The sequence below is a fragment of the Streptomyces sp. NPDC030021 genome, assembly GCF_055574035.1.
Genome location: NZ_JBVIAH010000004.1, coordinates 218,777 through 242,102 on the forward strand (window position 1 = coordinate 218,777; position 23,326 = coordinate 242,102).

Consider the following 23,326-nt stretch of genomic DNA (forward strand, 5'->3'; position numbering starts at 1 on the left):
GACTATAGGCACAAAGACGGGCATTATCGGTCAGTGCGACCTGGCGCCCCCCGTGATCCGAAGCGGCCGACGGTCGGTCAGTGGCCGGCGGGCGGCTCGAAGCAGCCACCCTCGGGGTACGGACCGTTGGTCTTCACCAGGTAGTTGGCCTTCTGCACGAAGGCGGTGACGCAGGCGTCGTCATGGACGCGGACACCGACCAACGCCCCCTCGTGCGTGACGTAGTGGTCCGTCTCGAAGCGCGACCCCATGGGCCGCACACCAAGGGTCCCGCCGAGCCACTCCCCCTTCGGCCCGAACCGCTCCTCCTGGAACCCCAGGTCGAGCAGGGCGGCACGCACGCTCTCATGAATGATCACTCCGGATACCGGGATCCGCTCCCGGCGGCCCGGACCGCCGCCGACACCCCGGTGCCCGAAGCGGTGCCCAACCTGGCCCTGGCGCTGCCACACCCCGAGACCTATCTGACGGGCCGTTGGGCGGAGCGGAACTGGCGCAACGTGCCCGGACCGTTCTACGCCGCGGACACCGACACCTGCTGGACCGGACGCATGGCAGCACCCGACCACGTCCTCTACGACGATGTGACCGGCCAGGAGTTCGTCTACCGCCAGCCCAGGAACCCCGTCGAGGTCGACCGCCTGCTCCACGCCGCCTGGACCGACCCGCTCAACGGCTACGGCTGGGACGGGGACCGGCGCTGGACCCCCGACTCCGTCCGCGCCTGGTGGCACGAGCGAGCTCGGCTGCGCGAATGGGCCACCGATCTCAGGGCCGCCTGGTCGGGCCACTCCGATCCGTATCGCCAGGAGGCGGCCACAGGGCTGAGCGACCTCCTCACCTATCTCGACGGCGGACTCGAAGCCGACTTGCGGCTCTACCTCCACCGGCTCGAAGAACGCCGCTCCCCGAACCCCACCGAGCGCCTGCCCGAGCTGTGACCGCGCGGCCGAGAATCTTCCGGACGTCACGGCCGAATCCACCCCGGAGTCACTCCGGAGTCACTTCGCGCCGCCTCGCACCGCACCAGGGCCGAGTCTGACGCTCTGCTTCCGGCCGACTCTGCAGTGTGATGTCGCACATAGCGACCCCCTCACCCAGAAGAAATTACTGTCGAGTAGGGCTCATTCTGCAGATCTTCCCGTTCGAGCCCCCGAAGCCGCGTCGAACGGGAAGATCATCCAACTTGTTCTACCGGAAACTTATCCGCGAATGTCCGGATACAGGCCAAGCCCCTCCCGAGCCCTGATACCTCTACGGCCATGAAGAAGATCACTCGCCGTCAGGCCTTGGGGGCAACAGCGGGCGCCCTCACCGCCCTTGGCCTGACCGCCGCTGCCGCGGGCGCCACGAACGCCGCCGCGACCCCCACCGAGCCCACCACCCCGGGCTCGGTCGACGAGGTCTACAAGGGCCGTCGTATCCAGATCACCGCCGGCGAAGGCGGCCACCACGGCGGCCACCACTCGCCCGGCCAGCCCACCGTCCGAATAGACGGCAGGGAACTGCACATCATGCGCAACGCCGATGGCACCTGGATCAGCGTCATCAACCACTACGAGACCTTCGCCGACCCGAAGCTCCTCGCCCGCGCCGCGGTGCGCGATCTCCAGGGCGCCGCCCTCGTCCCCTTCGGAGGTGCGGCATGACCGTCCGCAAGAACCAGGCCACGCTGACCCCGGCGGAGAAGCGCGCCTTCACCTCCGCGCTGCTGGAGCTCAAGCGCACCGGCAGCTACGACCGCTTCGTCACCACCCACAACGGCTTCATCATGAGCGACACCGACTCGGGCGACCGCGTCGGCCACCGCTCCCCCTCCTTCCTGCCGTGGCACCGGCGCTTCCTCCTGGAGTTCGAGGAGGCGCTGCAGAAAGTGGACGCGAGCGTGGCGCTCCCATACTGGGACTGGACCGCGGACCGGACCTCCCGCGCCTCCCTCTTCGCCGCCGACTTCCTCGGCGGCACCGGGCGGGCCCGCGACGGGCAGGTCATGGACGGTCCGTTCGCGTACGCGACGGGCAAGTGGAACATAAACGTCCGGGTGGACGGGCGCGCCTACCTGCGCCGCGATCTCGGCGCGGCCGTCGCCCAGCTGCCGACCAAGGCCGAGGTGGACTCCGTACTCGCCATGCCGGTCTACGACATGGCACCCTGGAACAGCTCCTCCAACGGCTTCCGCAACAACCTGGAGGGCTGGCGCGGCGCCAACCTGCACAACCGGGTGCACGTGTGGGTCGGCGGGCAGATGTCCACCGGGGTCTCCCCCAACGACCCGGTGTTCTGGATGCACCATGCCTTCATCGACAAGCTGTGGGCCGACTGGCAGGCCAAGCACCCCCAGTCCACGTACCTGCCGGGCGCGGGCACGCAGAACGTCGTCGACCTGAACGACACCATGCGGCCCTGGAACGACGTGACCCCGGCGGACATGCTGGATCACCGGAAGTTCTACACCTTCGACACCGAACCGGCCGTCGCCGCCGCCAGCCAGCGGTAGTGCAGTTCGGGGCGGCCGACCTGGCCGTACCGGGGGGTGCGGTCCGCGCGGCCGGTGTCCACCAGGTGCTCCAGGTAGCGGCGGGCGGTGATCCGGGAGATCCCGGCCGCCTCGGCCGCCCCTGCTGCGGTCAGCCCCTCGGGCGCCGACCGCAGCAGGGCGGCGACCCGGTCCAGGGTCGGCGCGCTCAGCCCCTTGGGGAGCTCGGCCGGGCGGGGTGCGCGCAGGGCGGCCATCGCCCGGTCGACGTCGTCCTGGCCGACCGCCTCCCCCGCCGTCTGGCGGAACTCGGCGTAGCGCAGGAGCCGTTCGCGCAGGGTGGGGAACGCGAACGGCTTCAGTACGTACTGGACCACGCCGAGCGAGACGCTCTCGCGGACCACGGCCAGGTCCCGCGCGGAGGTCACCACGATCACGTCGACGGGATGTCCGGCGGCGCGCAGCCCGCGCGCGAAGCGCAGGCCGTGCCCGTCGGGCAGGCCGAGGTCCAGCAGCAGCAGGTCGACGCGGGTCCGTTCCAGGAACCGGGTGGCCTCGGCGAGCGAGTGGACGGCGCCGACGGCGGTGAAGCCGGGCACCCGGCCGATGTAGAGCGCGTGTGCGTCGGCGGCCACCGGGTCGTCCTCGACGATCAGCACGCGCACCTCGCCCCCGCTCATCGCGGGCCCCCCGGGCCCGCGGCGGGTGCGGACGCGACCGGCAGGCGGACCGTGAACTCCGCGCCTCCGCCCGGGCCCTGCGCAGCGACCACCGTGCCGCCGTAGCGCTCCGCCACCTGCCGGACCAGGGCGAGGCCCAGGCCGCGGCCCTCGCCCTTGCCGGACCAGCCCCGGCGGAACACGTCCACCCCTTCGGGCAGCCCGGGTCCGTTGTCCGCGACCCGCAGCAGCAGCTCGTCCGGCTCGGGCCGCAGCGTCACCGCGATCCGGGCCCCCTGTACGGCGGTGAGCGCGTCGACCGCGTTGTCGATGAGATTGCCGAGCACGGTGACCAGGTCCCGGGCCGGCGGCAGCCCGCCCCCTTCGGCGAGACTGCGGCTGTCGGCGGTGACGACCAGCTCGACGCCCCGCTCGTGCGCCTGGGCGGCCTTGCCCAGCAGCAGCGCCACCAGCACCGGCTCCCCCACCGCGGTGACCACCTCGTCGGTGAGGGCCTGGGCGAGTTCCAGCTCGGCGGTGGCGAAGTCGACCGCCTCGTCCGCACGGCCGAGTTCGATGAGCGAGACCACGGTGTGCAGCCGGTTGGCCGCCTCGTGGGCCTGGGAGCGCAGTGCCTGGGTGAAGCCCCGCTCATGGTCCAGCTCGCCGGTCAGCGCCTGCAGTTCCGTGTGGTCGCGCAAGGTGACCACCGTGCCCCGGCGGCCTCCGCCCGCGACCGGCGAGCTGTTGACCACCAGCACCCGGTCCGCGGTCAGGTGCACCTCGTCCACCCGGGGCCGGTCCGCGAGCAGGGCCCCGGTGAGCGGGGCCGGCAGACCGAGGTCGGCCACCTGGCTGCCGGTGACCTCGCCCGGCAGACCCAGCAGTTCGCGGCCGGCGTCGTTGATCAAGGTGATCCGCCGCTGCCCGTCGAGCATCAGCAGCCCCTCGCGGACCCCGTGCAGGGCCGCCTGGTGGTAGTCGTACATCCGGCTGAGCTCTGCCGCGTTCATGCCATGAGTGTGACGGCGCAGCCTCGCGTTGACGACGTACGTGCCCACCCCGCCGAGGGCGAGCGCGCCGCCCGCGACCCAGGCGAGGGCGGAGAGCTGCGTCGCGAGCCGGTCGCTGATGGCGCGGACGGTGATCCCCGCGCTGACCAGGCCGATGATCCGGCCCTCGTCCTGGAGCGGGGTGACCACGCGGATGGAGGGGCCGAGGGTGCCGGTGTACGTCTCGCTGAAGGTCTCGCCGCGCAGCGCGGGGGCGGTGTTGCCCATGAAGGGCTCGCCGATCCGGCGCGGGTCGGGGTGGGTCCAGCGCCGCCCCTCGGGGGACATGATCGTCACGAAGGCCACTCCGGAGTCCGCGCGGACCCGCTGGGCGTAGGGCTGGAGCTCGGCGGACGGGTCGATCCCGCGCGCCGCTCCCCGTACGGCCTCACGTACGGACGGCGAGTCGGCCACCGCGTGGGCCACGGCCCCGGCCTGGCGCCGGGCGGCCTCCTCGGCCTGGCCCCGGGCCGTGGCGTACGCGAAAACGGCGCAGCCCGCGACGACCACGGCGACCAGCAGCACCTGCATGGCGAAGAGCTGGCCGGCGAGGCTGCGCGGGGGGCGGGGGAAGCGGAACATGGCGCTCAGTGTGCACCGGGTCGTGAACTCAATGAACGCAAGGGTGACCGGGGTCACAGGCCTGGGCGATGGTCTCCCCGAACGTAATCACCACCGGGAGGCATCGTGGCCGCCAGGCGCGACAGAACGCACTATCTCTACATCGCGGTGATCGGCGCGGTGCTGCTCGGCATCGCCGTCGGCTTCGCCGCCCCCGGCGTGGCCGTGGAGCTCAAACCGCTGGGCACCGGCTTCGTCAACCTCATCAAGATGATGATCTCGCCCGTGATCTTCTGCACGATCGTGCTGGGCATCGGATCCGTGCGCAAAGCCGCCAAGGTGGGTGCCGTGGGCGGGCTCGCCCTCGGCTACTTCATGGTCATGTCCACGGTGGCGCTGGCCATCGGTCTGCTGGTCGGCAACCTGCTGGAGCCCGGCAGCGGGCTGCACCTGACCGAGGCGGCGCGCAGTGCGGGCGAGGCGCAGGCCAAGGCGGGCGGGGCCGAGAGCACGCCGGAGTTCCTGCTCGGGATCATTCCGACCACGCTGGTGTCCGCCTTCACCGGGGGCGAGGTGCTCCAGACGCTGCTGGTGGCACTGCTCTGCGGGTTCGCGCTGCAGGCCATGGGCGCGGCGGGCGAGCCGGTGCTGCGGGGCATCGGGCACATCCAGAAGCTGGTGTTCCGGGTACTCGCGATGATCATGTGGGCGGCTCCGGTGGGCGCCTTCGGGGCGATCGCGGCGGTGGTCGGGGCCACCGGCATCGACGCGCTGAAGTCCCTCGCCGTCATCATGATCGGCTTCTACACGACCTGCCTGCTCTTCGTGTTCGTGGTCCTCGGCACGCTGCTGCGGGTGTGCACCGGGGTCAGCATCTTCGCCCTGCTGCGCTATCTGGGCCGGGAGTTCCTGCTGATCCTCTCGACCTCCTCGTCGGAGTCGGCGCTGCCGCGGCTGATCGCGAAGATGGAGCACCTGGGGGTCTCCCGGCCGGTCACCGGAATCACCGTGCCGACCGGCTACTCGTTCAACCTGGACGGGACGGCCATCTATCTGACGATGTCCTCGCTCTTCATCGCCGAGGCGATGGGCAAGCCGCTGGCGCTGGGCGAGCAGATCTCGCTCCTGCTGTTCATGGTCATCGCCTCGAAGGGCGCGGCCGGGGTGACCGGCGCGGGCCTGGCCACCCTCGCCGGCGGACTGCAGTCGCACCGGCCGGAACTGGTGGACGGCGTCGGCCTGATCGTGGGCATCGACCGATTCATGAGCGAGGCTCGGGCCCTGACGAACTTCGCGGGCAACGCGGTCGCGACGGTGCTCATCGGGACGTGGACGAAGGAGTTCGACCACGCGCGCGCCACCGAAGTGCTGGCGGGACGGCTGCCGTTCGACGAGAGCACGCTGGTGGACGACGGGCACGGCACGCAGCACCAGCAGGGCGAGCCCGCGCAGTCCGCCGAGCCCGCGCAGTCCGCCGAGGCCGCAGCATCCGCGGAGTCCGACGGAACCCCGAATTCCGTGCCGCAGCCCTCGGGCAGCCCCAAGGACGGGGTGCCGGTCTAGCCGGTACGCCCCTGCGGGCCGGCCGGGCAGGGCTCGCCCCCACGGTGCCCAGCCCGGCCGGCCCGCCGCATTCTCCGTACTTGCACCCATAGTCGGGATTCGGCCACCGATAAACGAACCTCCAGGCTGTAAAAGGTACTTCCGTAACAGGCTGTGTGCATGACATCTTGCGTCCACCACTTGTTTCGTTCGACCCGGCCTGACCACCGGGTCTTCGGAGGACGCATTGATACCCCACATATCCAGCCGACCTCGACGTACCCTCGTGCTGGCCGCCACGCTCGGCGCGGCACTCGCTTTCGGGGCCCCCGCCGCGCTCGCCGGCACCGCCCCCGTCTCTCCTTCCGGATCCTCGGCCCCCGCCCCCGCGGCGGCCCCCCAGGCTGCGGCCCCGACTTCCCAGAGTGCGACCTGGGTTGCCGGTACCCGTGCCTACCTCGTGATCACCGCTCCCGGTGACACCACGGCGGTGCGGGGCGCCGTCGCCGCCAACGGCGGCACGGTGTTCCAGTACTACGACGCGATCGGCGTGATCGTCGCCCACTCCGCGTCCGGCACCTTCGCCACCACCATGCGCGGTGTCAGCGGTGTCCAGCAGGTCGGCGCCACCCGCACCTCGGACGTGCCGGCGGACGCCTACAACCCGGCGCTGCCCGCCAACCCGGCGCAGGCCACGACGCCTTCGGGCGAGCCGGTCCGCGCCGACATGACCCAGATCAAGGCCGACCAGGCCTGGGCCGTCACCACCGGTTCGTCCTCCGTCAAGGTCGGCATCCTGGACACCGGTGTGGACGACCAGCACCAGGACCTGGCCCCGAACTTCAACGCGGCGGACTCCGCGTCCTGCGCCTACGGAAAGCCGGACACCCGTACGGGCGCCTGGCGGGACGTCGGCACCCACGGCACGCACGTGGCCGGTACGGTCGCGGCCGCCAAGAACGGCAAGGGCGTCATCGGCGTGGCCCCGGGCGTGAAGATCTCCTCGGTGCGCATCGCCGAGCCGGGCTCCTCGCTCTTCTTCGCCGAGAACACCGTCTGCGGCTTCATGTGGGCCGGTGACCACGGCTTCAAGGTCACCAACAACAGCTACTACACGGACCCGTGGCAGTTCAACTGCCCGGACAACGCCGACCAGGCCGCGATCATCGAGGGCGTCAAGCGCGCCCAGGAGTACGCGGAGGGCAAGGGCTCGCTGCAGGTCGCGGCGGCCGGCAACTCCAACATCGACCTGGCCAACAAGACGACCGACACCGAGAGCCCGAACGACTCGACGCCGGTCACCCGCACCATCACCAACGCCTGCCTGGACATCCCGACCGAGCTCCCGGGCGTGGTCACGGTCTCGGCGATGGGCACCACCGCGAAGGCCTCGTACTCCAACTACGGTCTGAACGTCGTCGACGTGACGGCCCCCGGCGGCGACACCACCGGCATCTACAGCACCCAGCCGGGCGGCAAGTACGGCACCATGAGCGGCACGTCGATGGCGTCCCCGCACGTCGCCGGTGTGGCGGCCCTGCTGGCCAGCACCAACCCGGGCATCACCCCGGCGCAGCTGCGCGACAAGCTGGCCACCCAGGCCAACGACGTCGCCTGCCCGTCGGACAGCCGCTGCAAGGGCACCACGGCGAAGAACGGCTTCTTCGGCGAGGGCCAGGTCGACGCGCTGAAGGCCGTCGGCAGCACCCCGCCGCCCGGCAAGTACTTCGAGAACACCGGTGACTTCGCCATCGGCGACAACACCACGGTGGAGAGCCCGATCACCGTCGGCGGTGTCACCGGCAACGCCCCGGCCACCCTCAAGGTGGGCGTGAACATCGTGCACACCTACATCGGTGACCTGAAGGTCGACCTGGTCGCGCCGGACGGCACCGTCTACACCGTGCACAACCGCTCCGGCGGCAGCACCGACAACATCAACCAGGTCTACACCGTGAACGCCTCCTCCGAGGTCGCGAACGGCACCTGGAAGCTGCGGGTCAACGACAACGCCGGCGGCGACACCGGCAAGGTCGACTCCTGGAACCTGACCTTCTAGGAGGTCCTCCAGACGTTCCGCTAGCGCTGGAGCACGTCGGCGAGCCAGTCGAAGACGACGTCGCAGTGCTGCTGCGGGGCCATCGGGGAGCAGTGCAACTGCGCCCCGGTGGCCTCCGTCAGTTTCACGTACTCACGGCGCGTGCGCAGGAGGTCGTACATCTGCTGCGGCTGGCCCGGGTAGAACAGCTCGAAGTCGTAGTCCAGGACGAGCGTCGGGGCCTTGATCCTCCCGACCACCTTGGTGATGTCGAGGCCCATGGCCACCTGCGCCGGGGTCCAGAGGTCCGTGAGCACGACGCCCTCGCGGGCCTGGCGCAGTGCCTGCCGGTCGAAGATCTCGAAGCGCTTCTTGACGGTGAAGGCGAGCTCCGGCGTCAGCTCCGGGACGACCTCCTCGTTCCAGACCCGGTTCGTCTCCTCCTTGTCGGGCGTGACGATGGCGCGCAGCTCCGCGTCGAATCCCAGCCAGGGGTTGACGCAGCCCGGCTGGCAGGCGACGGCGGCGAGCCGGTGCTCGAAGGCGGCGGCGCGGGCGACCAGGTTGCCGCCCATGCTCAGGCCGGTGAGCGCGATCCGGCCGCTGTCCACGTCCTTACGGCGATCCAGCCAGTCGACGAGCGGGCCGACCACCTTCTCCCAGCGGGTGGTGAAGGGGATCTCCTCAACGAACAGGAGTTGCCCCTGGCCGGGTCCGTCGTAGACGAGGGCGTTCCAGCCCCGGCCGAGGGCGGCGGCCACGCCGTAGGTCCACATGTCGAGGTTCTGGCCGTCGCTGCCGTTGGTGAGGATCACGGTGGGGCGCGGTTCGGCGGGACCGTCCGGGCGGAAGAACCAGACCGGCAGGTGGGTCTTGCCGTACGGGACCTTCGCGCGGACGGCGGCCGGTGAGCAGAGCCTGGCGAAGGTGTCCCAGGCCCCCCGCCCGGCCTGGTAGACCGCCTCCTCATCACCGGGGTGATCGGTGCCGAGCACGTAGAACAGCGCCTGCGCGTAGTACTGGGCGGCGCGCAGGGACCGGAAGCGGCGGGTCTGCGAGGGAGCGTCGTGGCCGTGGCGGGCCGCGGCCGGGGGCGCGGCGAGCCGGTCCCCCCAGGCGCGGAAGGTGTCGCTGAACGTCTGCTCGGACAGACCGGCCGCGTTGATGGCGTTGACCGCGGTCAGCACCTCGCCCACCTCGGAGGCACGCATGCCGGCCGCGCCGAGTGCGAGCAGGCCCGCGAAGTTGAAGCCGGGATCGTCGAAGAGCTTCATCGCTCCCGGGGTGGGATCCACGGCCCTGGCGGACGGCTTGGGCGCGGCGGCCGCGGTGCAGGCCCCGCCCCCGACGGCGAGCGCCCCGGCCCCCGCGGCGAGCCCGGTCAGGGCCGCGCGGCGGGTGAGTGCGGAGGGCTGGTGCGGTGTACGAGCGGTCATGCAGCGGACCGTACGCCGGGCCCTTGGCGGGTCGGGGCGCGGCGCGCCCTCCCTTGCTCCGAACGGCGTCGCGCCTCCACGAGGGGGGTGTCTTGTCGGTCGGGCCGGATCAGGGAGCGGTGTCCGGTGCGTGCGATCGCAAGGCCGAGGAGGGAGTCGACGCGGAGCGTCGGCGACCGACGAGAACGCGGCGAGCGTGCGTGCCGGACACCGCGAGCCCGGCCTGACCGGCAAGACACCCCCCACGGGTGTCAGCCCGTCCGCCGCCCGGCCCGCAGCACGCAGTCGCCGCAGAGCCCGCCTCCGGGCACCTGGTAGTAGAGACAGCAGCTGCGCCGTACGAACGCGACCCCGAGCCCCTCCTCATGGATGAAGGTGCCGGTGCCCGCCAGCGCTCCGCCGTCGGCCAGCAGGGCGCCCGCCAGCTCCACGGCCGTGCCTCCCGGCACCCGGTCGATCAGCACGCGCAGCGCCCCGACGAGTCCGGACGCCGCGTTCCCGCGCAGGACCTTCGGCGAGACCCCGAAGCGCTCGCGCAGGCCCTCGTCGAGCACGGCCAGGTTCGCCAGGACGTTCGCCCCGAGCGCCTCGGCCGGCAGGCCGGGGGCGGGCTCGGGCAGCCACAGCTGGAGCGATCCCGTGTCCGGCAGCCGCCACCACACCCGGTCGGCGGCCAGGTCCGGCACTCGGCCCGCCAGTGCCGCGCACCCGAGCCCCAGCGACCAGAGCCGGGAGACGATCCCGAACTGTGCGGTCGAGGCGGCCACCCGGCCCGGTCCGGTGCCGATCCGCCGGCCCACCTCGGCCACGTACGGCCCGAGCTGCTCCCCGTACAGCGCGGTGAGCGGCCGGAAGCCGGGGCCGGGCGGTTCCTTCCCGCTGGGGACCGTGAAGAAGGGTCCTACGGCGGCCAGTCGCCGCAGTACGTCGTCCATACCCGGAATGATCTCAGCGGCGCGGGACCGGGGTCAGGCCGGGTCCGGGGTCGCCCCTTCGAGGACCTCCAGGTAGTGCGGGTTGCGCATGATGCCGAGCACATTGCCGAAGGGGTCGGTGACGGCCGCGGTGACGAAGCCGCCGTCGCCGTGCGCGGTCACCGGCTGGTACTCCGTCGCCCCCAGGTCCAGGAGCCGCGCGTGGACCGCGGGAAGATCGTCGACGGCCCAGTAGGCCACCGCGCCGCCCGGGTCCTTTGCCGCGCCCGGCGGGGCGTGGCGGCGGTCGACGATGCCCAGCTCGTGCTGGTAGTCGCCGATGCGGAACTCGGCGTAACCGGGCCGCTCGAAGTACGGGGCGATCCCGAGGAGCTCGGTGTACCAGGCCTTCGCGGCCTCCAGGTCGTCGGCCCAGAAGTTGATCGTCGCAATCCCTCGCAGCATGAACACCCTCCTCGACGCAGACATCGTCCCGGCTCGTCCCGACTGTACGGTGGCCGCCGCTGCCCCGCTCAGAGCCCGGCGAGGAAGTCCAGCAGCGCCCGGTTGAAGGCCTCCGGCTGCTCCAGCCCCGGCAGGTGGCCGGCCCCCTCGATGACGGCGAGTACCGAGTGCGGCAGCAGCGCGTGCAGGGCCTCTGCTTCCGCGACCGGGGTGTAGACGTCGTCCGCGCCGACGAGGACCAGGCAGGGCTCGGCGGCCGCGGCCAGCACGGGCCGGTAGTCGGGACGCTCGGCCCGGCCGCGCAGCGCCGCCGCGGCGCCCTCGGGGTCGGTCGCGCACATCATGGCGCTCACCCGGGCGGCGGTCCCGGGCATGGCGGTCACGTTGTATGCCGCCAGCATCTTGTCGATGACCTCTTCGGCGTACGGCCGCATGCCCTCGGCGATGAGCCGTTCGGCGGTCTCCCGGCGGAACTTCGCACCGTCCGGGGTCTCCGGAACGGGCGAGGTGTCGGACAGGACCAGGGCCCGTACCAGACCCGGGTGGCGCAGTCGTACCTCCATCGCGATCTGGCCGCCCATGGACACACCGCCGACGACCACTTGTTCGATGTCCAGGCGGGCGAGCAGCTCGGCCAGATCGTCTGCGAGATCCGCCAGCAGTGCCTTGCCCGCCACGACCGGGCTTTCCCCGTATCCCCGCAGGTCAGGGGTGATCACACGGTATCCGGCGGCGGTCAGCGCAGCCGTCTGGGGGGACCACATCGTGCGGTTGAAGGGATGTCCGTGGATCAGGATTACGGGCGCTCCGCCGCGGGGACCAAAGTCATCGAAAATCAGTGGCACGCCATTGCCAAATTGGGGGTTCATGAGAGGACTTTAAGGGGCTACATTGAGCCACTCGCGTTCACCTGACAGCCGGTTGCCTTTCACTCGTGTTTTGCACGGGGGGCGACGTCATGGACGCAGACTGTGCAACCACCCCACCGCCCAGAAGGACCGAAGGCTCCGTGCCCGTACCCGTACACCTCGCGGGCCGCACCGTGCGGCTCGAGCCCCTCGCCCCCCACCACACCGAGGCTCTGGCCGTGGCCGGGGCCGAGGATCGTACGACTTACGCCTTCACTCCCGTGCCCCACGGGGTGCAGGCGTCACACGAGTACATCGAACGTGCCCTCGCCGATCAGGCAGCGGGTCGATCGCTCCCGTTCGCGGTGGTCAGAGCCACCGACGGGCGGGTCGTCGGTTCGACCCGGTTCCTGGAACTCGACTACTGGCAGGGGCCTCTGATCTGGCCCGCCGTGCCCGGAGTCCCGTTCGGCGATCCGGCGACGGCGATCCCCGATGCCGCCGAGATCGGCAATACCTGGCTGTCCCCGGGCGCCCAGGGAACCGGCATCAACACCGAGGCGAAGCTGCTCATGCTCCGCCATGCCTTCGAGACCTGGGGGGTACGGCGCATCTCGCTGCGCGCAGACGCGCGCAACGGCCGTTCGAGAGCCGCGATGGAACGGCTGGGCTTCACCTGTGAGGGGGTCCGCCGGGCCCATTCGCGGGGGCTGGACGGTGCCGTCCGCAGTACGGCCTTCTACTCGATCCTCGACGAGGAGTGGCCGGCCGTGCGGTCGATCATCGAGCTGAGGCTGTCGGCGGGCGCGCAGCGCAAGCGGCGCCGCAAGACCCTGATCCCCGCGTAACCGCCCCGGCCGGACGGAAAAGCGGAAAAACGGTCCTGCCCCGGCTCTCGGCCCGGCTCTCGCGCTGCCTCCTCACCCGAGGAAGGCCGGGGCGAGGGCCGAGTCCATGAGCCGGGCGGGAGCGCCGCTCCCGTCGGCCGGTACGGCGTACAGGTCGGCGCCGAAGTCCCCCGGCAAGGCGTAGACGACGGTCCGGTCGTCGGTCCACACCACCTGGTCGTCCACGCTGCGTTCCTCGGCGAGCGGGATCTCGGCTCCGGAGGCCAGGTCCAGGGCGTACAGCCGCCACGGCGCCTCGGCCGGCAGGCCCGGCACGCGCTTCTTGAAGACCACCCGGGTCCCGTCCGGTGACAGCGACGGGCACTCCACGTTCTCGCGCAGAGTGGTCACGGTGCGCTCGCCCAGGTCCCCGCGGACCAGGTGGGTCCGGCCGCCGGTGGCGAGGGTCGCGTAGAAGGTCCGCTCGTCGGCGGCGAAGGTGACCCCCCAGAAGTTGACGTCGGCGCTGCGGTACGGCTTGCCGTCCTTCAGGATCGTGAAGTCCTCCAGCGAGGCGTCGAGCGTGCCGGTGCGCAGGTCGAGCACCGAGGTCCGCGTCGAGAAATTCGTACCCGCGTACGAGTCCCCGCCGACGAAGACGGTCCAGGCGGCGAGGTGCCCGCCCGGCGAGACCCGGGCCCGGGTGGGGAGGCCGCCCAGCGGGTGTGCGGAGACCTCCTTCAGGCGGGCGTCGAGGACGACGGCCCGATAGCCCTCCTGGACGCCGCCGCGGTCCGCCTGCAGGCAGATCCCGGTGCCCTGGGCCGCGTGGAAGCGCAGGCAGCTCACCCCGGACGCGGTACGGGCCCCCTCCGGCGCGCCGGCCGCGACCGTGGCGAGCTCGTCCCGGTGCGGCCCCCAGGCCATGTTGCGGAACACGATCCGCCTGCCGCCGTCGCCCGGCGCCAGCGAGACCGCGCCCGGAGCGACCTGCGGGCCGCCCGCCCGGGCGTGGTCCTTCTCGTCGGCGCGGGAGGAGGCCCGCACGACGGCGAGTACGCCCACGGCCGCGAGCAGGGCCACGGCGGTGGCGAGGATCAGGATCCGGCGCTGGAGCGTCATGGGATGACTCCGGGGCGGGGTGGGGTTCCGGGGGCGGCGCGGGGGCACCATACCCAGCGGCCCGTACAAGAGCCAGGCATGGACGGGGGCGGGTCCGTGAACTCCACCGGGCGTACGGGCACCAGGCAATGGCCTCCCCCAGGGCACCCCAAGAGTAGGAAAAATGCGGAACCCTGACATGCTTTCGTTCATCCTTCGAACGGAAGGACCCAGCAGTCAGACCATCCCGCCCCTCTGGGGGCAGCAGCAGCCGGAGAGCCACCGCAGATGTCGTACGCACCCGACGGGCAGCAGTACCAGCCGTACCGGCCGGAAGGACAGATACCGCAGCCGCCCCAAGGCGACCAGTACGGCCGGCCGTACGGACAGCAGCCGCCGCCCGGCCGCCCCCAGCAGCAGTACGGGCAGCAGGACCGGTACGGACAGCAGCCGCAGTACGCAACGCAGGACGGGTACGGGCAGCAGCCGGAGTACGGGCAGCAGGGCCAGTACCAGGAGCCCGAGCCGCCGCGGCGCAGGTCGCGGGGGCGCCGCTGGCTGATCGCGGGCGCCTCGGTGCTCGCGCTCGCCGGTATAGCCGCGCTCGTGCTGAACCACTACGAGATACCCCCGTTCACCGACAAGGGCTCCTCGGTGTCCTTCGGGCAGGCGCCCGCCGGGGGCGCCAAGAAGAACGACGCTCCGCCGCCGAACTCCAAGATGCTCATGCCGACCGGGCCGGCCTCCGAGTTCAAGAACACGATGACCCTCCCCGACGGCACGCACGTGGCCGTCACCACGCTGGACGGCAAGAAGTCCGGCTTCAAGGGCAAGGTCTGGGTCTGGGCCCCCAAGGAGTACAACGACCCGAAGTTCGCCAAGAGCGGCTTCCCGGTCATGATCGCCCTGCCGGGCGGCGCCGGTTACCCGAGCAACTACTGGATGGGCACCGACCTCGGCCTCCAGAGCAGCATCAGCAAGTGGTACGCGGAGGGCAAGAGCAAGCCCTTCATCCTGGCCATGCCGGTCCTCAACCCGGGGCCCGACGACAAGGGCGTCTACTGGGACGGCTCCGACATCCCCGGCCAGCCCAAGATGGGCACCTGGCTGACCGAGGACGTCCCGGACCTGATGAAGGCGAACTTCCGCACCGTCAAGTCCCGTGACGGCTGGGCCTTCATGGGCTCCTCCACCGGCGGTTTCGCGGGTCTGAAGGCCGTGCTGAAGCACCCGGACAAGTTCAAGGCCGTGATCGCCTCCGGCCCGGACATCGTCCCGGACTCCTCCCTGTGGAAGGGCCACGACAAGGAGAAGGCCGAGAACAACCCGGAGCTGCTGGCGAAGCAGCTCATCGACACCAAGGGTCCGGACGTCTACCTCGCCTTCCAGGTCGGCGACAACGAGAGCAACAAGAAGACGCTGCCCGACGTGCAGAAGTTCGTCGCCACCTACGGCAACAAGGGCCCCGTCCACGCCGAGTTGAAGGTCATCAAGGGCGGCCAGCACAACGCCAAGACCTATGTGCCGAACATGGGCGAGGGGCCGGTCCAGTTCATCAGCAAGGTCATGGAAGGGCCCGTCGAGTAACCACCGGCTCCCCCGCACCATCGAGCTCCGGCCCGCCGAACACCTTCGGCGGGCCGTCGCCGTTCCAGGCCGACCAGCCCGGATCGCCCGTCACCGCGAACCGCACCCAGGCCGCGTGCATCTCGTCCGCCAGCGCCTGCGGGGTGTGCGGCCCGGCCAGCCAGGCGGCCTCCGGCACCGCGAGCGTGTCGAACACGAAGCCCAGCTCCAGGGCGTGGCAGGAGCCGAGGCCCGGAACGCCGGAAGGCCAGGCGAACTCGTACAGGAAGCTCGGCGCCGCCCGCCGCGCCCCGGCGAGCCTGCGCAGCGGGTCGCGCAGCAACCGGTCGGTGAGCAGCTGTCCGGCGAGTTCGGCAGGGCCCGCAGCGGGCAGCGCGGCGCGCAGCGACCGTACGGCCGCCCGGTCCTTGCCGGAGCGGGCGCGGGCCAGCGCCACGGCGAGCGGGCCGAGCCGGTCCAGCAGCCGCATCCCGCCGGTGGGGGCGAGCCACAGCCGGTACTCGTCACGGGTCCAGCCGAGGAGCAGCGGCACCTCGGCGGAGGCGGCCTGGGCGCAGAGGGTGTCGAGGGGGTCGGCCGGGACCGTGTCCGGGTCGGTGACCAGGCCGAAGGCGGGTCCGCCGACGAGCGGGCCCGATCGGCGCAGGACGGCCGTCTGGGCCGCGAGCAGGTCGGGCAGCGCGGTGGCCGTGAAGGCGGAGGCGGTGGCGTCCACCTTGAGCAGCGAGGCCATCCGCCGGACCATGGCGCGGACCCTGGGACGCGCCAGGACCTCGGGGGCTCCGCTCTGCAGGACGGCCCGGGTGAAGAGCCCGGCGGCGTGCGGGACGGCCAGGAGGGCGCCGATGCTGATGGCCCCGGCGGATTCGCCGAAGACAGTGACCCGGTCGGGGTCCCCTCCGAAGGCCCCGATGTTGTCGCGGACCCATTCCAGGGCGGCGATCTGGTCCAGCAGGCCGCGGTTGGCGGGGGCGTCGGGGAAGAGTCCGTAACCGAGGACGCCGAGGCGGAAGTTGAAGGAGACGAGCACGACCCCGTCGCGGGCGAAGGCGGAGCCGTCGTACACGGGTACGGCCGAGGAGCCGCGGGTATGGGCCCCGCCGTGGATCCAGACCATGACGGGCAGCCGGGCTCCGGGCGCCGGGTCGGGGGTCCACACGTTCACGTTCAGGCAGTCGTCCCCGGGGATCACCGGGTCGGGGAGCAGGGCGGCGAAGGGGTCCGCGTAGGGCACCTTGGGCGCGGTCGGTCCGTGGGCGGCGGCTTCGCGTAGGCCGTCCCAGGCGGCCGGCGGCGCGGGCGCCGCGAAGCGCAGGGCTCCGACGGGCGGGGCCGCGTACGGGATGCCCAGGAAGACGGCGGTCCCCCCGGGCCCGGACCGGCCCTCGACGACGCCGGCCGCCGTCCTGACCCGCGGGCGGCGGCCGTCGGCTGCGTCTTCTGCACTCATCTCGTCCTCCTGCGATGACGGTGCCGGTCGCATCGTCGCACCGTCGCACAGCCGTCCAACGGGTGACAAGGCGTGACCGGGTCCGGGCCCAGCCCGGTTGGACGGGCATGCGATTCCTGCGTATCCACCATGCCGTGCCCGTCGCCCTGCTGCTCGCGGGGGCCACGCTCGTGTCCGGCCCGGCCCTGGCCGCCGGCCCGGACTTCCAGTACGTCGGCCAGGACGACCGGGTCCACGGCCTCGCCGCGCCGAGGGGGTGCGTCGAGGCGGAGGGCGGCGGCGCCCGGGCGGTCACCAACGGGACCCGGAGCTCGGCGACCCTCTACGAGGGCCCCGGGTGCTCCGGCCGGGCCCTGCGGGTCCTGCGGCCCGGAGAGGTCGGCCAGGTGCGGCCGTATTTCGCCTCCGTCCGGTTTTCCGTCACCAGGTAGGCGCACAGGCCGTGACCCCTTGGCCTCCCCCGCGTTGTATGCCATGTCAAATGCCACAGGTTCTGTGGCGCCCCACATATCTCAAGAGGAGATCTTGATGTCGCGTATCGCGAAGGCACTGGCCATCACCGCTGTCACCGGTAGCGCCGTGGTCGCCGGTGCGGGTCTGGCTGTCGCCGATGCCGGAGCGCACGGTGCGGCGGTCGGCTCCCCCGGTGTCCTGTCGGGCAACCTGCTCCAGGTTCCGGTGCACGTCCCGGTCAACGTCTGCGGCAACACCGTGAACGTGATCGCCCTGCTGAACCCGGCCTTCGGCAACACCTGCGTCAACGCCTCCGGCCACGGCGACCACCACACCGAGGGTGGCGACTACGGCCACTGATCGCCTGATCGCGTGATCGGCTGATCGACGGAAGGGCCCCCGCCACCCGGCGGGGGCCCTTCCTCCTGTTTCCCCGCGTCCCGGATCCGCGCCCACGGCGGGTACGCACGGACCGCGCGCGTCATTCGTAGCGGTACAGGCCCTGGTGGCCGGACATCTCGCGCGGGGTGACGTTCCACGGCGGCATCGGCTCGTCGAGGGCGATCACCCGGCCGCGCTGGAGGTCGCCGACGGCGAGCGGGGCGGCGGGCAGATAGCCGGAACCGGGGTGCTGCTGCTGCCAGCGGTCCCAGATCAGGTCGACGAAGGCGTGGTGCAGCCAGAACGCCGGGTCGTTGGGCGCCGTACCGCCGGTCATGTGGCCACCGATCCACTGGTGGACCTTGTTGTGGTTGCGCCAGCGCTCGCTCTTGGGGGCCGACCAGCCCTCCAGCTTGTTGCGGAAGCCGCCCGCGGTGGCCGTGGAGTCCCAGGGGGAGACGTCGTACGTCGGGTCGTCGACCGCCCACTGGAGTTCGGCCGCGGTGGGCAGGGTGATCGGATTCTGCGGCCGGCCGAGGTTGCGGGTCAGGAAGGCGGATTCGGTGATGCCCACGGTCACGGTCCAGTTGCCCGTGTCGTAGGCGAACGGCCCGGTCATCACCTTGCGGTCGCTCGCCCGGCCGGTGCCGCCGAGGAAGTCGCCGGCCCAGAGGGAGGAGACCGGGCTGGTGTCGGTGGTCCAGTCCCAGTACGGGACGCTCACGCCCGGGTCGATCTCCTGCAACTGCCGCTCGAACTCCAGCAGATAGCGCCGGTGCCACGGGAAGAACGACGGGGACATGTGCCCGACGCGCAGCTTGCGGTCGCGGTCGGGCACGAAGTACTTGTCATGGGTGCGCACGAGGGCGTCGTAGGCGCCGTCGCGCTTGAGCTCCAGCACCGCCGCGGTGAACCGCTTCTTCTGGGCGCTGGTGAGGTTCTTCTGGTTCTGCCGGGTGTGCAATGCGGGGCTCCTCCCGTTCCCGTGCGTCAGTCAGCCGTGGTGCGGGGCCGCGAAGGCGAGCTGGGCGGTGCCCAGTTCGTCGACGGCGGCCCGGGCCAGTTCCAGTGGCGTGGAATAGGACTGGAAGTGGTTGATCCCGCTCAGGTAGCTGCCGTCGGCCCGGCGCATGACGTGCAGCGGGCGGCCGTCGATCCGGACCCCGGCGACGTCGACGGCGATGTGCCGGCCGCGGTAGGTCTCCTCCTCCGCGAGCGGCGCCGGGGTGAGGGTCTGCCGGGGACGGCGGGCGCGCAGTACGGGGGCCAGGGCCGCGGCCGTGCCGGCGAGCACGGCCGCGGTGAAGGCCGTACGCAGGACCGCGCGGCGGGTCAGTGGTGCGGCGGGCGATGCTGCGGACATACGGTCTCCCTCGCTCGGTGGCCGGCGGCTACGGGTCTAACGCCGCGCGGCGGGCGAGGTCACCCGTGGGCGCCGCGGAGCTGCTTGTAGAAGAGCGTCGTGGGGTGGAGCCGGCCCGCCGGGTCGGTGGCGTAGTCGGGGATGGTGCCCGCCTCCGTCCAGCCCGCGGAGCGGTAGACGCGCTCGGCTCCGCTGCCGGTCTCGGTGTCCAGGAACAGCAGCACCACCCCGGCCCGGGCGGCGGCCGACTCGGCCTCTGCGAGCAGGGCGCGGGCGGTGCCCCGGCCCCGGGCGGCCGGGTGGACCATGAGTTTGCGCAGCTCGGCGCGGTGGCGGCCGTTCGCCTTGGTCTCCCGGAACCAGCTGATGGTGCCGTCGATCCGGCCGTTGCCGCCGGTGCGGGAGACCCACAGCGCGAGGGAGCCGTCGTCGACGGCGGGCAGCAGGGAGTCCCACCAGGCGGCGGCGCCCTGGTGGTCGAGGCCGGCGAGGAAGCCGAGGGACGATCCACCGTCGACCACGGCGAGCAGCAGGGCGGCGAGTTCTTCGCGGTGGGCGCGGAGTCCGGTGGCGGAGAGCGCGGTGATGGTGGCCGTCATGGGGCGAGGATAAGGATCACCGCGCGGCCCGCCGGAGGCGGGGCAGGTGCCGGCCGGCGAAGACCGCGGCCGGCCGGAGCGCGAAGACCGGGGCCGTTCGGCCATGTCCCCGGCCGGCCCGGGGTGGGGGCGGGGCCGGCCGGGACCGGGGCTACGGCGCGGGGAGTTCCGCGAAGTCCGCGACCAGGCCGCGGTGGTGACCCGCCGTGCCGAGGGCCAGGGAGTCGGCCTTGGCCCGCTTGAGGTAGAGGTGGGCCGGGTGTTCCCAGGTCATGCCGATGCCGCCGTGCAGCTGTACGCACTCCTCGGCGGCACGGACGGCCACGCCCGAGCAGTAGGCCTGGGCCACGGCGACCGTCAGCGGGGCGTCGGGGGCCGCGGTGGCCAGGGCATCGGCCGCGGCCCTCGCCGCCGCGCGCGCGGACGCCACGTCGAGCCAGAGCCGGGCGAGGCGGTGCTTGAGGGCCTGGAAGGAGCCGACGGGCCGGTTGAACTGGTGCCGGCCCCGGACGTGGCCGACCGTCTCCGTCAGGCACCACTCGGCGAGACCGAGCTGCTCGGAGGCGAGCAGTCCGGCGCCGGAGAGCAGGGCTCCGGCGACGGCCGCCCGGGCCGTTCCGGCATCGGCGAGACGGGTGCCGGCCGCGGCCTCCAGGGTGACGGTGGCGAGCGGGCGGGTCAGGTCCAGCGGGACCTGCGGGGTCAGCCGGGCCGAGGCGGCCGGGACGGCGTAGAGCCCGGTGTCGGCCAGGACCAGCAGGACGTCGGCGGCCACCGCGTCCGCCACGGAGGTGACCGTGCCGGTCAGGCTCCCGTCGCCGAGATCCCGGACGGGGGCCGGCAGGGGCGCGCCCGGGGCGAGGGTCAGCGGCACGGCCGCGACGCACACCGTCCCGCCCGAGGCCAGCTCCCGCAGCAGCGGGGCGGCTTCCGCGGTGTCGCAGGCGAGCAGGATCTCCGTGGCGAGCACGGCGCTCGTCAGGTACGGGACGGGCGCCACGGCCCGGCCCAGCTCCTCCAGGACCACGGCCGCCTCGCGGTGGCTCGCGCCCTGTCCGCCGAGCTTCTCGGGCACGAGGAGACCGGCCGCGCCGATCTCGACGGCGAGGGTGTGCCAGAGCGCCGGGTCGTGCGGCCGGCCCGTCTCGGCCCGGTCGAGGACGCTCTTCGCGTCGCAGCGGTCGGTGAGGAGCGCGCGTACGGCGGAGCGGAGCTCCTCCTCGGTCCCGGAGTAGAGCAGGTCGGCCGGTGCCGCCGTGGTGGTCATCGGTTGAGGTCCTTCCAGGCGAGGTCCTTGTCGTCGCGCGGCTCGGGGGGCAGGCCGAGGACGCGTTCGGCGACGATGTTGAGGAGGATTTCGCTGGTGCCGCCCTCGATGCTGTTGCCCTTGGCGCGCAGATAGCGGTAGCCGGCCTCGCGGCCGGTGAAGTCGACGCCTTCGGGCCGGCGCATGGTCCAGTCGTCGTACAGCAGGCCCTCCTCCGCGAGGAGTTCGACCTCCAGCGCACTGATCTCCTGGTTGAGCCGGGCGAAGGTGAGCTTCATGCCCGATCCTTCGGGGCCGGGCTGTCCGGCGACGAGCTGCTGGCGCAGCCGTTCCCCGGTGAGGCGGGCGACCTCGGCCTCGACCCACAGTTCCAGGAGCCGCTGGTGGAGGGCGTGGGTGCGCAGCTCGGGGCGTTCGCGCCAGGCGGCGGCGACGGGGGCGATCATGCCGCCCTCGCGCGGGATGCGCATGCCGCCGATGGAGACCCGCTCGTTCATCAGGGTGGTGCGGGCGACCGCCCAGCCCTCGCCGACGGCGCCGAGGCGGTGGGAGTCGGGGATGCGGACGCCGGTGAGGAAGACCTCGTTGAACTCGGCCTCGCCGGTGATCTGGCGCAGCGGCCGGACCTCGACGCCCGGGGCGTGCATGTCGCAGAGGAAGTAGGTGATGCCCTGGTGCTTGGGGAGCCCGGGGTCGGTGCGGGCGATCAGGATGGCCCACCGGGCGGTGTGGGCACTGGAGGTCCACACCTTCTGGCCGTCCACGATCCAGTCGCCGGAGCCCGTCTCGCGGACCGCGCGGGTGCCGAGCGCGGCGAGGTCCGATCCGGCGCCGGGCTCGCTGAAGAGCTGGCACCAGACCTCCTCGCCGGCCCACAGGGGTCGCAGGAAGCGCTGCTTCTGCTCCTCGGTGCCGTACGCGAGGATCGTGGGCGCGGCCATGCCGAGGCCGATGCCGATCCGGCGCGGGTCGTTGTCGGGTGCGCCGGCGGCTTCCAGTTCGGCGTCGACGACGGCCTGGAGGGAGCGGGCCGCGCCGAGGCCGCCGAGGCCCTCGGGGTAGTGGACCCAGGCGAGTCCGGCGTCGAAGCGGGCGCGCAGGAATGCGGCGCGGTCGGTGCCGGCGGGCGGGTGGGCGCGGAGCAGGTCCCGTACGCGCGCCACCAGTTCCTCAGTGGTGGTCATCGCGGGTCTCCTCCGTCCAGGGCCGGTACGACGACCAGCCGGCCGGTGGTGGTGCCGTCGGCGAGGCGCTGTACGGCGTCGGCGACGGCGGCCAGCGGGATGCGCTCGCTGATCAGTGGTCTGATGGCGCCTTCGGCGGCGAGCCGGGTGAGTTCGGTGTGGCAGGCGGCGATGGCGGCGGGGTCCTTGGTGGCGTACAGGCCCCAGTGCAGACCGAGTACGGCGTAGTTCTTGACGAGGGCGTGGTTGAGGGCGGGCGCGGGGATGGTGCCGCTCGCGAAGCCGACGACGACGATCCTGCCCTCGAAGGCCACGCACTTGGCGGAGGCGGTGTACGAGTCACCGCCGACGGGGTCGTAGACCACGTCGGCCCCGCGCCCGCCGGTGAACTCCTTCACCCGGGTGACGACGTCCTCGGTCGTCCGGTCGATCACCAGGTCGCAGCCGAGTTCCTCGGCGGTGCGCGCCTTGGCCTTGCCTCCGACGACCCCGATGACGGTGGCCCCGGCGGCCTTGCCGAGCTGGACGGCGGCGCTGCCGACCCCGCCGGCGGCGGCGTGCACGAGCAGGGTCTCGCCCGGCTGGAGGCGCGCTCGACGGTGCAGGCCGAACCAGCCGGTCTGGTAGCCGATGTGCAGGGCCGCGGCCTCGGCGTCGTCGAGGCTCTCGGGGGCCGGGAGCAGGGCCCGCCCGGACGCGACCACGTACTCGGCGAAGCCGCCGTGGGGCAGGCTCGGGGTGGCGATGACGCGGCGGCCGTCGTCGGTGAGGCCGCAGATCTCGACACCGGGGGTGAAGGGCAGCGGCGGGCGGATCTGGTACTGGCCGCGGACGAGCAGCGCGTCGGGGAAGTTGAGGTTGGCCGCGAGGACCCGCAGCCGCACCTCGCCCTCGCCGGGTACCGGTTCGGGAATCTCTTCGAGGCGAAGGGCCTCTCGGGGTTCGCCGGGGGTATGTACTCGCCATGCCTGCATCCGGGGCCTCCAGCCGCCGTCGAGGAACCACGCTCCGCGGGCATACTAAGCAGTCGCTTGCCTCTCTGGGAACCACCGGTCAGGGTGGAGAACCCTCCGGCACGGATCAACACGCGTCATTCAGGCCACATCCGCACCAAGATCAGGCA

Annotated in this window: 24 protein-coding genes; 9 read left to right on the forward strand and 15 right to left on the reverse strand. The window is 72.2% G+C overall.

What is annotated here, in order from left to right:
- Positions 1 to 77 precede the first annotated feature (77 nt).
- Positions 78 to 341: a hypothetical protein gene (locus ACZ4YL_RS09850; protein ID WP_468115141.1), complete on the reverse strand. Its 264-nt coding sequence runs from the start codon at positions 339 to 341 to the stop codon at positions 78 to 80.
- A 6-nt stretch (positions 342 to 347) separates the two neighbouring features.
- On the opposite strand from ACZ4YL_RS09850, the gene ACZ4YL_RS09855 reads away from it, so the two are divergent.
- The 3 genes from ACZ4YL_RS09855 to melC2 all read left to right on the forward strand — a co-directional run bounded on the left by ACZ4YL_RS09855 (position 348) and on the right by melC2 (position 2,497).
- Positions 348 to 941: a ferredoxin gene (locus ACZ4YL_RS09855; RefSeq protein ID WP_468115143.1), complete on the forward strand. Its 594-nt coding sequence runs from the start codon at positions 348 to 350 to the stop codon at positions 939 to 941.
- 321 nt (positions 942 to 1,262) lie between these two features.
- Positions 1,263 to 1,649: an apotyrosinase chaperone MelC1 gene (melC1, locus tag ACZ4YL_RS09860; RefSeq protein WP_468115145.1), complete on the forward strand. Its 387-nt coding sequence runs from the start codon at positions 1,263 to 1,265 to the stop codon at positions 1,647 to 1,649.
- Entirely contained in the window at positions 1,646 to 2,497 is an 852-nt protein-coding gene (gene melC2 / locus ACZ4YL_RS09865) for a tyrosinase MelC2 (protein WP_468115147.1), read from the forward strand. The genes melC1 and melC2 overlap by 4 nt, the downstream gene beginning before the upstream one ends.
- Here melC2 and ACZ4YL_RS09870 read toward each other — a convergent pair.
- Both ACZ4YL_RS09870 and ACZ4YL_RS09875 read right to left on the reverse strand, forming a co-directional pair.
- Positions 2,449 to 3,156: a response regulator gene (locus tag ACZ4YL_RS09870; protein WP_468115149.1), complete on the reverse strand. Its 708-nt coding sequence runs from the start codon at positions 3,154 to 3,156 to the stop codon at positions 2,449 to 2,451. The two genes, melC2 and ACZ4YL_RS09870, sit on opposite strands and share 49 nt — an antisense overlap.
- Entirely contained in the window at positions 3,153 to 4,769 is a 1,617-nt protein-coding gene (locus ACZ4YL_RS09875) for a sensor histidine kinase (protein WP_468115151.1), read from the reverse strand. The genes ACZ4YL_RS09870 and ACZ4YL_RS09875 overlap by 4 nt, the downstream gene beginning before the upstream one ends.
- Before the next feature lie 105 nt (positions 4,770 to 4,874).
- On the opposite strand from ACZ4YL_RS09875, the gene ACZ4YL_RS09880 reads away from it, so the two are divergent.
- Positions 4,875 to 6,311 (forward strand): cation:dicarboxylate symporter family transporter, encoded by a 1,437-nt coding sequence (locus ACZ4YL_RS09880; RefSeq protein WP_468115152.1) that lies wholly within the window; start codon positions 4,875 to 4,877, stop codon positions 6,309 to 6,311.
- A 265-nt stretch (positions 6,312 to 6,576) separates the two neighbouring features.
- On the forward strand, positions 6,577 to 8,349 hold the full coding sequence (locus tag ACZ4YL_RS09885) for a S8 family peptidase (RefSeq protein WP_468115153.1): 1,773 nt from the start codon (positions 6,577 to 6,579) through the stop codon (positions 8,347 to 8,349).
- Positions 8,350 to 8,369: 20 nt separating this feature from the next.
- Here ACZ4YL_RS09885 and ACZ4YL_RS09890 read toward each other — a convergent pair whose 3' ends face one another.
- From ACZ4YL_RS09890 to ACZ4YL_RS09905, 4 genes are all read right to left on the reverse strand, one after another.
- The gene (locus tag ACZ4YL_RS09890) at positions 8,370 to 9,764 is read right to left on the reverse strand and encodes an alpha/beta hydrolase family protein (RefSeq protein ID WP_468115154.1); all 1,395 of its coding nucleotides are present in this window, start codon (positions 9,762 to 9,764) and stop codon (positions 8,370 to 8,372) included.
- 251 nt (positions 9,765 to 10,015) lie between these two features.
- Positions 10,016 to 10,699 (reverse strand): (2Fe-2S)-binding protein, encoded by a 684-nt coding sequence (locus ACZ4YL_RS09895; protein ID WP_468115155.1) that lies wholly within the window; start codon positions 10,697 to 10,699, stop codon positions 10,016 to 10,018.
- Positions 10,700 to 10,732: 33 nt separating this feature from the next.
- Positions 10,733 to 11,143: a VOC family protein gene (locus ACZ4YL_RS09900; RefSeq protein WP_468115156.1), complete on the reverse strand. Its 411-nt coding sequence runs from the start codon at positions 11,141 to 11,143 to the stop codon at positions 10,733 to 10,735.
- 68 nt (positions 11,144 to 11,211) lie between these two features.
- A complete protein-coding gene (locus tag ACZ4YL_RS09905; protein ID WP_468115158.1) occupies positions 11,212 to 12,012 on the reverse strand; it encodes an alpha/beta fold hydrolase in 801 nt (266 codons plus the stop codon).
- 140 nt (positions 12,013 to 12,152) lie between these two features.
- Between ACZ4YL_RS09905 and ACZ4YL_RS09910 the strand changes: the two genes are divergently transcribed.
- Positions 12,153 to 12,839, forward strand: coding sequence for a GNAT family N-acetyltransferase (locus ACZ4YL_RS09910; RefSeq protein ID WP_161292060.1), 687 nt, complete (start codon positions 12,153 to 12,155; stop codon positions 12,837 to 12,839).
- Between the two features lie 72 nt (positions 12,840 to 12,911).
- On the opposite strand, the gene ACZ4YL_RS09915 is transcribed toward ACZ4YL_RS09910, so the two are convergent.
- The gene (locus ACZ4YL_RS09915) at positions 12,912 to 13,940 is read right to left on the reverse strand and encodes a TolB family protein (protein ID WP_468115160.1); all 1,029 of its coding nucleotides are present in this window, start codon (positions 13,938 to 13,940) and stop codon (positions 12,912 to 12,914) included.
- Positions 13,941 to 14,207: 267 nt separating this feature from the next.
- Here ACZ4YL_RS09915 and ACZ4YL_RS09920 point away from each other — a divergent pair, with 267 nt between their 5' ends.
- Positions 14,208 to 15,506 (forward strand): alpha/beta hydrolase, encoded by a 1,299-nt coding sequence (locus ACZ4YL_RS09920; RefSeq protein ID WP_468115161.1) that lies wholly within the window; start codon positions 14,208 to 14,210, stop codon positions 15,504 to 15,506.
- On the opposite strand, the gene ACZ4YL_RS09925 is transcribed toward ACZ4YL_RS09920, so the two are convergent.
- A complete protein-coding gene (locus tag ACZ4YL_RS09925) occupies positions 15,484 to 16,956 on the reverse strand; it encodes a carboxylesterase/lipase family protein (protein WP_468115163.1) in 1,473 nt (490 codons plus the stop codon). The genes ACZ4YL_RS09920 and ACZ4YL_RS09925 overlap by 23 nt on opposite strands.
- 107 nt (positions 16,957 to 17,063) lie before the next feature.
- On the opposite strand from ACZ4YL_RS09925, the gene ACZ4YL_RS09930 reads away from it, so the two are divergent.
- Both ACZ4YL_RS09930 and ACZ4YL_RS09935 read left to right on the forward strand, forming a co-directional pair.
- Positions 17,064 to 17,387, forward strand: a complete 324-nt coding sequence (locus tag ACZ4YL_RS09930; RefSeq protein ID WP_468115164.1) for a hypothetical protein — start codon at positions 17,064 to 17,066, stop codon at positions 17,385 to 17,387.
- Between the two features lie 97 nt (positions 17,388 to 17,484).
- Positions 17,485 to 17,769 carry a chaplin gene (locus tag ACZ4YL_RS09935; RefSeq protein WP_266480100.1) on the forward strand — a complete coding sequence of 95 codons (285 nt, stop codon included), beginning with the start codon at positions 17,485 to 17,487 and terminating at the stop codon, positions 17,767 to 17,769.
- Between the two features lie 121 nt (positions 17,770 to 17,890).
- On the opposite strand, the gene ACZ4YL_RS09940 is transcribed toward ACZ4YL_RS09935, so the two are convergent.
- The 6 genes from ACZ4YL_RS09940 to ACZ4YL_RS09965 all read right to left on the reverse strand — a co-directional run bounded on the left by ACZ4YL_RS09940 (position 17,891) and on the right by ACZ4YL_RS09965 (position 23,177).
- Positions 17,891 to 18,754: a tyrosinase family protein gene (locus ACZ4YL_RS09940; RefSeq protein ID WP_468115166.1), complete on the reverse strand. Its 864-nt coding sequence runs from the start codon at positions 18,752 to 18,754 to the stop codon at positions 17,891 to 17,893.
- A gap of 30 nt (positions 18,755 to 18,784) precedes the next feature.
- Positions 18,785 to 19,153: a tyrosinase family oxidase copper chaperone gene (locus ACZ4YL_RS09945; protein ID WP_328786936.1), complete on the reverse strand. Its 369-nt coding sequence runs from the start codon at positions 19,151 to 19,153 to the stop codon at positions 18,785 to 18,787.
- A gap of 59 nt (positions 19,154 to 19,212) precedes the next feature.
- Positions 19,213 to 19,752, reverse strand: coding sequence for a GNAT family N-acetyltransferase (locus ACZ4YL_RS09950; RefSeq protein ID WP_468115167.1), 540 nt, complete (start codon positions 19,750 to 19,752; stop codon positions 19,213 to 19,215).
- 151 nt (positions 19,753 to 19,903) lie between these two features.
- A complete protein-coding gene (locus ACZ4YL_RS09955; RefSeq protein ID WP_468115168.1) occupies positions 19,904 to 21,019 on the reverse strand; it encodes an acyl-CoA dehydrogenase family protein in 1,116 nt (371 codons plus the stop codon).
- Positions 21,016 to 22,203, reverse strand: a complete 1,188-nt coding sequence (locus ACZ4YL_RS09960; protein ID WP_468115170.1) for an acyl-CoA dehydrogenase family protein — start codon at positions 22,201 to 22,203, stop codon at positions 21,016 to 21,018. The genes ACZ4YL_RS09955 and ACZ4YL_RS09960 overlap by 4 nt, the downstream gene beginning before the upstream one ends.
- A complete protein-coding gene (locus ACZ4YL_RS09965; protein WP_468115172.1) occupies positions 22,200 to 23,177 on the reverse strand; it encodes an NADPH:quinone oxidoreductase family protein in 978 nt (325 codons plus the stop codon). Before ACZ4YL_RS09965 ends, ACZ4YL_RS09960 begins: the two co-directional genes overlap by 4 nt.
- Between the last annotated feature and the right edge of the window lie 149 nt (positions 23,178 to 23,326).

Excerpts from the sequence above, each read along its gene's own strand:
- ACZ4YL_RS09855 (WP_468115143.1), top strand. The coding sequence starts at position 348 with ATGAATGATCACTCCGGATACCGGGATCCGCTCCCGGCGGCCCGGACC.
- melC1 (WP_468115145.1), top strand. The coding sequence starts at position 1,263 with ATGAAGAAGATCACTCGCCGTCAGGCCTTGGGGGCAACAGCGGGCGCC.
- melC2 (WP_468115147.1), top strand. The coding sequence starts at position 1,646 with ATGACCGTCCGCAAGAACCAGGCCACGCTGACCCCGGCGGAGAAGCGC.
- ACZ4YL_RS09870 (WP_468115149.1), bottom strand. The coding sequence starts at position 3,156 with ATGAGCGGGGGCGAGGTGCGCGTGCTGATCGTCGAGGACGACCCGGTG.
- ACZ4YL_RS09875 (WP_468115151.1), bottom strand. The coding sequence starts at position 4,769 with ATGTTCCGCTTCCCCCGCCCCCCGCGCAGCCTCGCCGGCCAGCTCTTC.
- ACZ4YL_RS09890 (WP_468115154.1), bottom strand. The coding sequence starts at position 9,764 with ATGACCGCTCGTACACCGCACCAGCCCTCCGCACTCACCCGCCGCGCG.
- ACZ4YL_RS09895 (WP_468115155.1), bottom strand. The coding sequence starts at position 10,699 with ATGGACGACGTACTGCGGCGACTGGCCGCCGTAGGACCCTTCTTCACG.
- ACZ4YL_RS09900 (WP_468115156.1), bottom strand. The coding sequence starts at position 11,143 with ATGCTGCGAGGGATTGCGACGATCAACTTCTGGGCCGACGACCTGGAG.
- ACZ4YL_RS09905 (WP_468115158.1), bottom strand. The coding sequence starts at position 12,012 with ATGAACCCCCAATTTGGCAATGGCGTGCCACTGATTTTCGATGACTTT.
- ACZ4YL_RS09915 (WP_468115160.1), bottom strand. The coding sequence starts at position 13,940 with ATGACGCTCCAGCGCCGGATCCTGATCCTCGCCACCGCCGTGGCCCTG.
- ACZ4YL_RS09920 (WP_468115161.1), top strand. The coding sequence starts at position 14,208 with ATGTCGTACGCACCCGACGGGCAGCAGTACCAGCCGTACCGGCCGGAA.
- ACZ4YL_RS09925 (WP_468115163.1), bottom strand. The coding sequence starts at position 16,956 with ATGAGTGCAGAAGACGCAGCCGACGGCCGCCGCCCGCGGGTCAGGACG.
- ACZ4YL_RS09930 (WP_468115164.1), top strand. The coding sequence starts at position 17,064 with ATGCGATTCCTGCGTATCCACCATGCCGTGCCCGTCGCCCTGCTGCTC.
- ACZ4YL_RS09935 (WP_266480100.1), top strand. The coding sequence starts at position 17,485 with ATGTCGCGTATCGCGAAGGCACTGGCCATCACCGCTGTCACCGGTAGC.
- ACZ4YL_RS09945 (WP_328786936.1), bottom strand. The coding sequence starts at position 19,153 with ATGTCCGCAGCATCGCCCGCCGCACCACTGACCCGCCGCGCGGTCCTG.
- ACZ4YL_RS09950 (WP_468115167.1), bottom strand. The coding sequence starts at position 19,752 with ATGACGGCCACCATCACCGCGCTCTCCGCCACCGGACTCCGCGCCCAC.
- ACZ4YL_RS09955 (WP_468115168.1), bottom strand. The coding sequence starts at position 21,019 with ATGACCACCACGGCGGCACCGGCCGACCTGCTCTACTCCGGGACCGAG.
- ACZ4YL_RS09960 (WP_468115170.1), bottom strand. The coding sequence starts at position 22,203 with ATGACCACCACTGAGGAACTGGTGGCGCGCGTACGGGACCTGCTCCGC.
- ACZ4YL_RS09965 (WP_468115172.1), bottom strand. The coding sequence starts at position 23,177 with ATGCAGGCATGGCGAGTACATACCCCCGGCGAACCCCGAGAGGCCCTT.